11 protein-coding genes are annotated in these 11,097 nt (G+C 60.4%); 3 read left to right on the top strand and 8 right to left on the bottom strand.

The features are described from left to right. Window positions 1–6: 6 nt before the first annotated feature. Window positions 7–1,227 carry a beta-ketoacyl-ACP synthase I gene (fabB, locus tag AB7M32_RS24830; protein WP_454251683.1) on the top strand — a complete coding sequence of 407 codons (1,221 nt, stop codon included), beginning with the start codon at window positions 7–9 and terminating at the stop codon, window positions 1,225–1,227. A 240-nt stretch (window positions 1,228–1,467) separates the two neighbouring features. Here fabB and AB7M32_RS24835 read toward each other — a convergent pair whose 3' ends face one another. Both AB7M32_RS24835 and AB7M32_RS24840 read right to left on the bottom strand, forming a co-directional pair. Then, a complete protein-coding gene (locus tag AB7M32_RS24835) occupies window positions 1,468–1,932 on the bottom strand; it encodes a DUF3859 domain-containing protein (RefSeq protein ID WP_018610122.1) in 465 nt (154 codons plus the stop codon). A 136-nt stretch (window positions 1,933–2,068) separates the two neighbouring features. Beyond that, on the bottom strand, window positions 2,069–3,085 hold the full coding sequence (locus AB7M32_RS24840; RefSeq protein ID WP_454251684.1) for an amidohydrolase family protein: 1,017 nt from the start codon (window positions 3,083–3,085) through the stop codon (window positions 2,069–2,071). A 126-nt stretch (window positions 3,086–3,211) separates the two neighbouring features. On the opposite strand from AB7M32_RS24840, the gene AB7M32_RS24845 reads away from it, so the two are divergent. Then, on the top strand, window positions 3,212–4,072 hold the full coding sequence (locus tag AB7M32_RS24845; protein ID WP_454251685.1) for a pirin family protein: 861 nt from the start codon (window positions 3,212–3,214) through the stop codon (window positions 4,070–4,072). Between the two features lie 161 nt (window positions 4,073–4,233). Here AB7M32_RS24845 and AB7M32_RS24850 read toward each other — a convergent pair whose 3' ends face one another. The 4 genes from AB7M32_RS24850 to AB7M32_RS24865 all read right to left on the bottom strand — a co-directional run bounded on the left by AB7M32_RS24850 (window position 4,234) and on the right by AB7M32_RS24865 (window position 8,035). Beyond that, complete coding sequence (locus AB7M32_RS24850) at window positions 4,234–4,962, bottom strand: dienelactone hydrolase family protein (RefSeq protein WP_454251686.1); 729 nt, start codon at window positions 4,960–4,962, stop codon at window positions 4,234–4,236. Window positions 4,963–5,108: 146 nt separating this feature from the next. Further along, window positions 5,109–7,013, bottom strand: a complete 1,905-nt coding sequence (htpG, locus tag AB7M32_RS24855) for a molecular chaperone HtpG (protein ID WP_060743152.1) — start codon at window positions 7,011–7,013, stop codon at window positions 5,109–5,111. 87 nt (window positions 7,014–7,100) lie between these two features. Continuing rightward, entirely contained in the window at window positions 7,101–7,562 is a 462-nt protein-coding gene (locus AB7M32_RS24860; RefSeq protein WP_454251687.1) for a PaaI family thioesterase, read from the bottom strand. Continuing rightward, the gene (locus AB7M32_RS24865; RefSeq protein WP_454251688.1) at window positions 7,559–8,035 is read right to left on the bottom strand and encodes a PaaI family thioesterase; all 477 of its coding nucleotides are present in this window, start codon (window positions 8,033–8,035) and stop codon (window positions 7,559–7,561) included. The genes AB7M32_RS24860 and AB7M32_RS24865 overlap by 4 nt, the downstream gene beginning before the upstream one ends. Before the next feature lie 158 nt (window positions 8,036–8,193). On the opposite strand from AB7M32_RS24865, the gene AB7M32_RS24870 reads away from it, so the two are divergent. Beyond that, window positions 8,194–8,445 carry a hypothetical protein gene (locus AB7M32_RS24870; protein WP_072406446.1) on the top strand — a complete coding sequence of 84 codons (252 nt, stop codon included), beginning with the start codon at window positions 8,194–8,196 and terminating at the stop codon, window positions 8,443–8,445. A gap of 69 nt (window positions 8,446–8,514) precedes the next feature. Here AB7M32_RS24870 and AB7M32_RS24875 read toward each other — a convergent pair whose 3' ends face one another. Beyond that, window positions 8,515–9,252: a DUF599 domain-containing protein gene (locus AB7M32_RS24875; RefSeq protein WP_454251689.1), complete on the bottom strand. Its 738-nt coding sequence runs from the start codon at window positions 9,250–9,252 to the stop codon at window positions 8,515–8,517. Window positions 9,253–9,528: 276 nt separating this feature from the next. Further along, window positions 9,529–10,842 (bottom strand): branched-chain amino acid transport system II carrier protein, encoded by a 1,314-nt coding sequence (brnQ, locus tag AB7M32_RS24880; protein ID WP_454251690.1) that lies wholly within the window; start codon window positions 10,840–10,842, stop codon window positions 9,529–9,531. Between the last annotated feature and the right edge of the window lie 255 nt (window positions 10,843–11,097).

Consider the following 11,097-nt stretch of genomic DNA (forward strand, 5'->3'; position numbering starts at 1 on the left):
ATCCGCATGCGCCGCGTCGTTATCACTGGTCTGGGCATCGTATCGTGCCTGGGCAATGACAAAGAGACCGTCTCCGCTAACCTGCGTGCAAGTCGCCCTGGCATCCGGTTCAACCCGGAATATGCTGAAATGGGTCTGCGTAGCCAGGTTTCCGGCTCCATTGACCTCAATCTCGAAGAACTGATCGATCGCAAGATCTACCGTTTCGTCGGCCATGCGGCGGCCTACGCCTACCTGGCCATGAAGGACGCCATCGCTGACTCCGGCCTGACCGAAGAGCAGGTTTCCAACCCGCGCACCGGCCTGATTGCCGGCTCCGGCGGTGCCTCCACCTTGAACCAGATGGAAGCGCTGGACATCCTGCGCGAAAAAGGCGTCAAGCGCGTTGGCCCCTACCGCGTCACGCGGACCATGAGCAGCACCGTTTCCGCCTGCCTGGCCACGCCGTTCAAGATCAAGGGCCTGAACTACTCTATCGCTTCTGCCTGCGCCACCAGTGCCCATTGCATCGGTACCGCCATGGAACAGATCCAGATGGGCAAGCAGGACATCGTGTTCGCCGGTGGCGGTGAAGAAGAACATTGGAGCCAGTCGTTCCTGTTCGACGCCATGGGCGCCCTGTCCAGCAAGCGCAACGACACACCGGAAAAAGCTTCCCGTGCCTACGACGCCGACCGTGACGGCTTCGTCATCGCCGGCGGTGGTGGCATGGTGGTGGTCGAGGAGCTGGAACACGCCCTGGCCCGTGGCGCGAAGATCTATGCGGAAATCGTCGGCTACGGCGCCACTTCCGACGGCTACGACATGGTCGCGCCAAGCGGTGAAGGTGCCGTGCGTTGCATGCAGATGGCCATGTCCACCGTCGATGCACCGATCGACTACCTGAACACCCACGGCACCTCGACCCCGGTCGGCGACGTCGCGGAAATGAAGGGTGTACGCGAAGTGTTCGGCGACAAGGCCCCGGCCATCAGCTCCACCAAAAGCCTGTCGGGTCACTCCCTGGGCGCCGCCGGCGTTCACGAAGCGATCTACTGCATGCTGATGATGGAAGGCAACTTCATGGCCGGTTCCGCCAACATCGACGAACTGGACCCGGAAGTGGCCGACCTGCCTATCCTGACCAAGACTCGCGAAGACGCCACCATCAATACCGTGATGAGCAACAGCTTCGGCTTCGGCGGCACCAACGCCACCCTGGTGATGAAGCGCTGGCAGGGCGCGTAGGAGCTGCCGCAGGCTGCGATCTTTTAAGCGAAAAGATCGCAGCCTTTGCCAGCACCTAGCAAATCAATAAAAAACGCCCCGACTGGTTCGGGGCGTTTTTTTTGCCTGCCAATCCACTACAGGGTTCCGTGGGAGCGGGCTTGCTCGCGAATGCGGTGTGTCAGCAGACGAATATACCGCCTGACACTGCGCATTCGCGGGCAAGCCCGCTCCCACATGAGATCTACAGTGGGATGAGACTCAGCGCACCACAAACCGCTGCTGCGTCAACAGCCGATCCCCCTGAAACACCATGAACCGCCACTCCCCCGGCACCACTTCGTGGCTTTCGGTGAATTCATAGGCCATGACGTCCTGAGGCGCGCCGGGTACCAGTTTCTGGATGACTTCGAACTTGTCGTGGCGCACACCATCGGGGGTGCGGATGCCAGGGGTGAAGTACAACAGGGTCAACGGTTGATCATCAGCGACCTTGCCCGCCAACTGATAACGCATGCCGAACTTGGTGCCCAGCTTCGCCGGCACGCTTTCGGTCTGGCGGATCTGCTCGTTGCTGCGCCGCAGGACCCGCTCCCCCGATTGCAGCTCGGCTTGCGGCCCTTCGAAGACGCCGTATTCCACCGGGCCTTCGACACGGACTTCGGCCTGTGCCAGGCCGCAGGTCAACAACAGCGCGACCAGTGCGCTTGAACGGGTGAGGTGCATAGTGCGCTCCTTGATTGAGATGAGCGCGAGGGTATGACGCCGCAGTGACAGGCTGATGACAGAGCGATGTTGGTCTGTGGGAGCAGAGCTTGCTCGCGATGCAGGCACCTCGTTTCCCCGGAAACCGGCGTCGTCTTCATCGCGGGCAAGCCTTGCTCCCACACAACACCGCCAGGAAATTATCCCGCGCCACCTTCCTGGCCACATCTTCCGGCAAGGCATCGAGGAGTGGATCGAAGCTGTGCAACTCCTTACCCAATTTGTTGAAACGCCCGACCACATCCGAGCCCACCATGAAGCGCTCCGGAAAGCGCTCCACCAGCTTTACCCACTCGTCCTGGGGCTTGCCCGCCTCGTCCAGCAAGTACGGCGTGAGCAGGCTCCAGGACAGGTCGATGTACAGATTGGGATAGGCCTCAAGCATGCGGGTCAGGGTCGGCAACAGAAAATCCAAGCGGGTCTGGTGGCGATGGATTTCCATGCTGGTGCCGGCATGGGCCCAGATGAAACGCGTATGGGGGTGGTTGCGCAACGGCTCCTCGATTTCCGCCAGGTACAGGGGATTTCTTTCACGCTTGGAGGTGATGTTGGAATGCAGCATCACCGGCAGGTCGTTCTCGGCCGCCAAGTGATAGATCCGGGTCATGGCTTCGTTGTTGGCCCGCGGGGTATCGCCCGAGGTCAGCGCCGTCAGATCGTCATGGCGGGTGAAGACTTCGCCGATGCCTTGCCACAACCCCGGGTAGAGATCGAGCATGCGTTGGATGTGGGCAGCGGAGTTCTTGTCGTTGGGGTTGAAGCCCGATAGGAAAGGATGGAAGTGCTGGCGTTGCTCCTCGGTCAGCTTGCTCACTGCCGCCGCAACAATCACATCGGTGGCGCTGTACCAATAGGCGTCTGCATCGTCACCGGCGTAATAACGCGGGCGCTTGGGCTCATCCTCATGCCACTTCTTGGCCACCGGCACGCCGGAAATCATCACATGTTCGATGCGATTGTCCGCCATCGCCTGGAGCAGCTTGGGCATGCCGGCGGTTTCCTGAAAGAAATCGACGTAATGCAGGTGCGCATCGCTGTAGGCATATTCGCGAGCCGCGGCGCCGCTGCTCGAAACAACCAGCAGCCAGGCAAAGATCAGACGGGTCAAAGGCACGGGCAGTCTCCAGAAGCCATGAGCAACATAGACCCTCACCGTCCCGCTGGGGTTCAAGGCGCATCTGCCGCGTCTGCCGGCGACGGGTTATGCTTCGCGCAACCGTTGTTCAACCTGGAAGACAACATGACCACCCCCCTGACCGTTCGCCCCCGCGCCGAAGACGTCGAAGGCCAGCCGATTCTCCGCCCACTGCCGTCCGCCAAGTGCCGCAGCGTCGGGCCTTTCGTGTTTTTCGATCACATGCTGAAAACCACCTATCCGGCCGGTAAAGGCATGAACATCCGGCAACATCCCCACATCGGGCTGTCCACCCTCACCTACCTGTTCGAAGGCAAACTCCAGCACAAGGACAGCCTGGGTTCCGACCAGGTGGTGGACGCCGGGGATGTCAGTTGGATGACCGCCGGCAGCGCCATCGCCCACGTCGAACGCACCCCCGAGTCACTGCTGGGCAGCCCTTTCATCATGCACGGGTTGCAAGTCTGGCTGGCCTCACCCAAAGCCCACGAACAAGGCCCGGGACACTACAGCCATCATCCGGCACAGAGCCTGCCGGTCAGTGAGAACCTGGGAGTCAGCATCCGCATGATCGCCGGGTCAGGCTTTTGCCTGGAATCGCCGGTGCCGGTGCTCTCGCCCACGCTGTATGCCGAACTGCACCTGCAGACCGCGACGACGCTGCTGATTCCCACCGAGCATGAAGAGCGGGCCCTGTATGTGTTGAGCGGCGAGGCGTTGCTGGATGGCGAGCCGGTAGAAGCCCATTCCCTGGCGATATTGCCCACAGGGGAAGAGATGACGCTGTTTGCCGACAGCGATTGCCATGCCGTGCTGTTCGGTGGCGCGCCACTGGATGGACCGCGACGGATGAACTGGAACTTCGTCTCCAGCGACCCGGCCCGGATCGATGAAGCCCGCCGGCGCTGGGCAGCCGGAGACTGGCCGACCGTGCCTGGGGAAAGCGAGCGGATCGAGTTGCCCTGATTTCAGGATTGCTTGTCAGGCCGCCATCGCGAGCAAGCTCGCTTCCACACCGGATTTGAGTGATCACGGAATTTGCGTTCACAGCGGATCATTGTGGGAGCGAGCTTGCTCGCGATGGCCTTATATCAGACAACAAGGGGATTCAAATCCAGAACCCGACTTCAGCCCTTGAACACCTCATCCAGCAAGTTATGCATCGAGCGGAACGCACGTCCGGCGACCTTGGCGTTGTACATCATCTTGCCCGGCACATTGGCCTGCGGATCGGTGAACGAATGCACCGCGCCGCCGTAGCTCAGCAATTGCCAATCCACCCCAGCCGCGTTCATTTCATCTTCGAAAGCCGGTAGCTGCTCTTTCGGCACCAGCGGGTCGGAGGCGCCATGCATCACCAACACCGCGCCCTTGATGTTCTGCGCATCGGCCGGGTTCGGTGTATCCAGGGTGCCGTGGAAGGAGATCGCCGCCTTGAGCGGTGCGCCACTGCGAGCCAGTTCCAGGGCGCAGCAACCTCCGAAGCAGAAGCCGAACGTGGCCAGTCTCGCCGTGTCGACCTGTGCATCACCCTGGCTCTGCAGTTGTTCGAACGCCGCCTGCATGCGCTTGCGCAACAAGGCCCGGTCGTTCTTGAGGGGCATCATCGCCGCGCCCGCTTCGTCGGCATTGCTCGGGCGCACCGTCTGCCCGTACAAGTCGGCGATCAACACCACATAACCGTTGGCCGCCACCGACTTGGCGATGTCCTCGGCACCTGCCCCTACGCCCATCCAGTTCGGCGCCATCAGCAAACCCGGGCGCGGGCCCTGCTGGTTGACGTCGAAGGTCAGGCGACCCTCATAACTTTGACCGTCGATCTGATAGACCAGCGAACGAACCGTAACCTGACTCATGACAGACTCCTCCTGATGAAACATTCAAGAAGCCCTTGTGGGAGCGAGCTTGCTCGCGATAACGGTAGACCAGTCAACGTATCTGTTGAATGTTGGACCGAAATCGCGAGCAAGCTCGCTCCCACAAGGGACTTTCCTGCGTCAGATTAAGCTGACAGTTCAACCAACAGCTTGTTCAGGCGACGCACATACGCCGCCGGATCCTTCAGGCTGTCGCCGGCCGCCAGGGCCGCCTGGTCGAACAGGATGTGCGACAGATCGCCGAAACGCTCTTCGCTCTGCTCGTTGTCGAGTTTCTCCACCAGCGGGTGGGCCGGGTTGAATTCGAAGATCGGCTTGGAATCCGGGACCTTCTGGCCGCTGGCTTCGAGGATCTGGCGCATCTGCAGACCGAGGTCCTGCTCGCCAATGGCCAGGATCGCCGGAGAGTCGGTCAGACGGTGCGAGACGCGCACTTCACTGACAGCATCGCCCAGGGCGGTCTTGATCCGCTCGACCAGGCCTTCCTTGCTCTTGGCGACTTCTTCGGCGGCTTTCTTGTCTTCTTCCGAATCCAGGTTGCCGAGGTCCAGGTCGCCACGGGCCACGTCGACGAAGCTCTTGCCGTCGAACTCGTTGAGGTAGCTCATCAGCCACTCGTCGATGCGGTCGGTCAGCAGCAGCACTTCGATGCCTTTCTTGCGGAAGACTTCCAGGTGCGGGCTGTTCTTGACCTGTGCATACGTTTCACCGGTCAGGTAGTAGATCTTGTCCTGGCCTTCCTTGGCACGGGCCAGGTAATCGGCCAGGCCAACGATCTGCTCGCCATCGTCACCCTGGGTCGACGCAAAGCGCAGCAGGCCGGCGATTTTCTCTTTGTTGGCGAAGTCCTCGGCCGGGCCTTCTTTCATGACCTGGCCGAAGTTTTTCCAGAAGCTCTTGTACTGCTCGGGCTCGTTCTTCGCCAGTTTTTCCAGCATGTCCAGCACGCGCTTGGTCAGTGCCGACTTCATGGAGTCGATGATCGGATCTTTCTGCAGGATTTCCCGCGAAACGTTCAGCGACAAATCGTTGGAATCCACCACGCCCTTGATGAAGCGCAGGTACAGCGGCAGGAACGACTCGGCCTGGTCCATCACGAACACACGCTGCACGTACAGCTTCAGGCCACGTGGCGCTTCGCGCTGGTACAGATCGAACGGCGCACGGGCCGGCACGTACAGCAGCGAGTTGTATTCCAGCTTGCCTTCGACCTTGTTATGGCTCCAGCTCAGCGGGTTCTCGTAGTCGTGGGCGATGTGCTTGTAGAACTCCTGGTATTCCTCGTCTTTCACTTCGGTGCGCGGACGGGTCCACAGGGCACTGGCGCGGTTGACGGTTTCCCATTCCACTTCAGGCTTTTCTTCGCCTTCGGCAGCGGTGACTTCCTTCGGCAGCTCGATGGGCAGCGCGATATGGTCGGAGTACTTCTTGATGATGTTGCGCAGGCGCCAGCCATCGGCGAACTCGTCTTCGCCAGACTTGAGGTGCAGCACAATGCGGGTGCCGCGATCAGCCTTGTCGACGGTGGCGACTTCAAACTCGCCCTCGCCCTTGGACGACCAGTGCACGCCTTCGCTCGCAGCGAGGCCGGCACGGCGGCTGAACACTTCGACCTGGTCGGCCACGATGAACGCGGAATAGAAACCGACGCCGAACTGACCGATCAGGTGGGAATCTTTCTTCTGGTCGCCGGACAGGTTCTTCATGAAGTCGGCAGTGCCAGACTTGGCGATGGTGCCCAGGTGCGTGATCACCTCTTCGCGGCTCATGCCGATGCCGTTGTCTTCGAGGGTGACGGTTTTCGCGTCCTTGTCGAAGCTCACACGGATTTTCAGCTCAGCGCCGCCTTCCAGCAGTTCAGGCTTGGAAAGGGCTTCGAAACGTAATTTGTCGACAGCGTCAGAGGCGTTCGAAATCAGCTCGCGAAGGAAAATTTCCTTATTCGAATACAGCGAGTGAATCATCAGGTGCAGCAGTTGCTTCACCTCGGTCTGGAAGCCCAGGGTTTCCTTTTGAGTTTCCACGCTCATGGTCATCAAACTCCAAGTGGATGGTAGTGTCCGCCTCGCTGAGATTGGCGGCGGGATGTCCTCAAGGTGGGGGCAACGGTGATGATTTCAAGGGCGTTCCGGTTTTGAAGGCTCCTGGATCTTGAAATGCGCCCGGGCGGTGGCGATGGGTTCGGCCTCGACATCTTGCCAGGCGGTGATCGCGACATTGGCGACCCGCCGGCCCTGGCGCCAGACCTGGCATTTGGCATAGGTGTCGCGAAACTGCCCGGTGCGCAGGTAATCCAGGGAAAAGTCGATGATCTTTGGCACCCCCGGCGTGCCGGTGGCGATCAACAGATGAACGGCGGCCGCCAACTCCATGAAGCCGGCGATGACCCCGCCGTGGATGGCCGGCAGTAAAGGGTTACCAATGTTGTCCTTGTTGGCCGGCAGGCGAAACACCCAGTCATCGCCCTGGCGCGTGCATTCGACGCCGATGAGCTGGGCATAGGGGATCGCGGCGAGCAGCAGCGCGTAGTCGCCCTGCTCACAGGCGCGGCGCAGTTGTTCCTCGGTGGTATCGGTCATGGCTGGCCCACGGCAGTCATCGGACTGGCCCTCCCCATGCCCCTGGCATGCTGGCCCAGGCGCATGAACGTGCCCACCACATGGGCGATGGGTTGCTCGGGGTCGTCCTGATAGGCGAAACCCCGGGTGAAGATCACGTCCGGGGTCACCCGATAGCATTGAGCGAAGCCGTAGACGTCCTTGTGGGGCTCGGCGGCGTGCATGTAGTCGATGCGCAGGTCGAGGGTGGGACAGACTTCGAATTGCGGCAACACGCACAAGGTCGACATGCCGCACGCGCTGTCCATCAATGAGGTCAACGCACCACCGTGGATGATGCCCGTCAGGGGATTGCCGACGATTTGCGGGCTGAACGGCAGGATGAGCGTCAGCCCATCACGACTGGCGCTATGCAACTTCAAGCCCAACACCTGGCAATGCCGCAGGGCGGATAAAAAGCGTGTGGCACGCTCAAAAATGGGATCTTCAGCCATGTCCATCAATGCCCTTGTTTGTTTAGAGGCCTGGCAACGGGCGTGTTCGCTAAAGTTCCGCGACCGTGCAAAGTTATATATCTGTAGCAAAAGAGGAACTTAACCTGAGGGGTGTCGCTCAAAAGGCCAGTAGTTATTTCCATAAGGAGAAACACCCCATGCGTAAGACTTTTGCTATTGCCTTGATGTTGGCCGCCTCCCTCGGTCTCGCTGCCTGCGATAAAAAATCCGAGGACAAAGCTCAAGATGCCGCACAACACGCTGAGCAAGCTCAGCAAGACATGAACAAAGCACAGGATAAAGTGAACGACGCGGCGAAAGAAAACGCCGAAGCCGCCAAAAAGCAGGCTGAATCGAACCAAGCTGCTCAGCAGGAACAAGCGCCTGCTACCGCGCCTAAAACCAACTGATACGGTTTTAGCTGTAAAAGAAAACCCGCCTGGTGCGGGTTTTCTTTTGTCTGCGATTCGGGAAAGCGGTCAGGCCGTTTCCTTGCCAACCTCGGGCACTGGTGCTTCCGTGTGGGTATAGACCATCACGTCCAGCACATCGGAATGAAACTCGCGCTGGTACAGCACAAACACCACGCCAGCACTCATCAACATGAATAACCAGGGGCTGACGAACCACGCCAACATGGTCATGCCGAAATAATAGGAACGCAGGCCGAAGTTGAATTGGTTGGCCGCCATGGAAATGACTCGGGCCGCCCTTAGCGCAAAGGCCTTGCGCTCCTGCTCCGAGACATGCCGCTCACCGATCATTGGCGCCGAGCCTATCAGCACCGCCGCGAAGTTGTACTGGCGCATGCACCAACTGAAGGTGAAGAACGCATACACGAACACCAGTGCCAGGCACAGCAACTTGACCTCCGCCATGCCCTGGGAAGCCTGTTGCACCATGGGGATGTCCGCCAGCAACGACACCGCCCGATCCGACGCCCCGAGCACCGTCAGGATGCCGGCCAGGATGATCAGCGTGCTGGAGGCGAAGAATGAGGCGTTGCGCTCCAGGTTGCCGATCACGCTGGCATCGGCGATGCGGTTCTCGCGCAGCAGCATGCGACGCATCCAGTCTTCGCGGTACAGGTGCATGACACTGGCCAGGCAGGCCGTATCGCGGGCCTTCCAGGAGGCGTAACGGGTGTAGCCCGCCCAGCAGATGATGAACCAGGCGGCGGCAAGCAGATGGATCAGGTTGGCTTGGATGAATGACATTCGATTTCCTGTGTGACGAAAACAAAAGCTGGAGCAATAGTCGCGGTGAACCCTGTGGGAGCGGGCTTGCTCGCGATTGCGACCCATCAGACACATCGATGCTGGCTGATCCGACGCTATCGCGAGCAAGCTCGCTCCCACAAGGTTGTGTGCAAGCCTTTCGAGACACTGCTTCGACGTTAGCCCACGAAAAAAGACACGGCACTCAAAAAAAATGCCCCGTATCGATTGATACGGGGCATTTCGGTTGTGGCCGATGAATCTGCCTGAAGCTGTTTAAGCCAAGGCTTCGCTGCGCTTGCCCAGCAGACGATCACACACCACCGCGACCGCCAAAGTCATCACCGAAGGCACCAGCCAGGCCAGGCCTTGTTCGCTCAGTGGCAGGTGGGCCAGTTGCGTCGGCATCCAGTCCGCCAGCCCGGCGCCCTTGAGCGCATCGATCAGGCCAAACAGGAACGACACCAGCATCACCGGCCCAACGATGCGCCCCTGCTCATGCCAGAAGTCCTTGCAGAAGCTCAACGCCACCAGGGCGATGCACGGCGGGTAAATCGCGGTGAGGACCGGAATCGAGAATGCGATCAGCTTGGTCAGGCCCAGGTTGGACACCAGCAGCGAAAAGGCCGCCAGGATCACCACCAGGGTCTTGTAGGACAGCGGCAGGACGCGGCTGAAGTACTCGGCGCAGGCGCAGGTCAGGCCGACCGCGGTCACCAGGCACGCCAGGGAGATCAGCACCGCCAGGAAACCGCTGCCCAGGCTGCCGAAGGTGTGTTGCACATAGGCGTGCAGCACGGCGGCACCGTTGGTCGCGCCCATGGCCACTTCATGGCTGCCCGAACCGAGGCGGAACAGGCTGACGTAGACCAGCGCCAGGCCCAGCCCGGCAATCAGCCCGGCGATGATCGCGTAGCGGGTGATCAAGGCCGGCGACTCGACGCCCCGGGAACGGATCGCGTTGACGATGACGATGCCGAACACCAATGCGCCCAGGGTATCCATGGTCAGGTAACCATTGATGAAGCCCTGGGAGAACGGCGCCGCCACGTATTCGGGGGTCGCCACGCCGATATCGCCGGCCGGCAAGGCAAACGCGGCGATGCCTAGCACGGCCAGGGCGATGATCTTCAGGGGAGCGAGGAAACGTCCGACGGTGTCCAGCAGCCGGCCCGGGTAGAGCGAGATGAAGAACACCAGCAGGAAATACGCGGCGCTATACAGGAACAACGCCAGCGGGCTTTCGCCAGTCAATGGCGCCAGACCGACTTCGAACGAAACGGTAGCGGTACGCGGCGTGGCGAACAACGGGCCGACGGCCAGGTAGCACACCGCCGCCAGCAACCCGCCGGCGACCTTGCCGATGGGGCTGCTCAAGGCGTCCATCGCGCCACCGACCTTGGCCAATGCAACCACCGTGATGACCGGCAGCCCGACCGCCGTGATCAAAAAGCCCAGCGCCGCCATCCAGACATGAGGCCCGGACTGCAAACCGACGATAGGCGGGAAGATGATGTTGCCGGCCCCGACGAACAGGGCAAATGTCATGAAACCAAGCGCCAGGATGTCCTGGCCTTTCAACACTTTCATTAAGGAAACCACACTACTGAATCGGAATTTAGAGAGGGATTTCCCCGTGGGTAGAGGGAAATGCTGCCGATCCGTATGGGACCGACCCGTTTAGCGCGGCGCTTCCTTGTGGGCAGCGGTCGCAAAAATGGCTGCTAGCCTAACGAATTTGGCAATAAAACGCACTGTAAAGGGGCAAACTATCCGATGCACGACGTCCCCGTGTCGCGTTTTTGCATGTAAATGGGTTGGCGACTGTCATTCCGTCATCGCGAG

The sequence above is a fragment of the Pseudomonas sp. R151218B TE3479 genome (genome assembly GCF_053629195.1).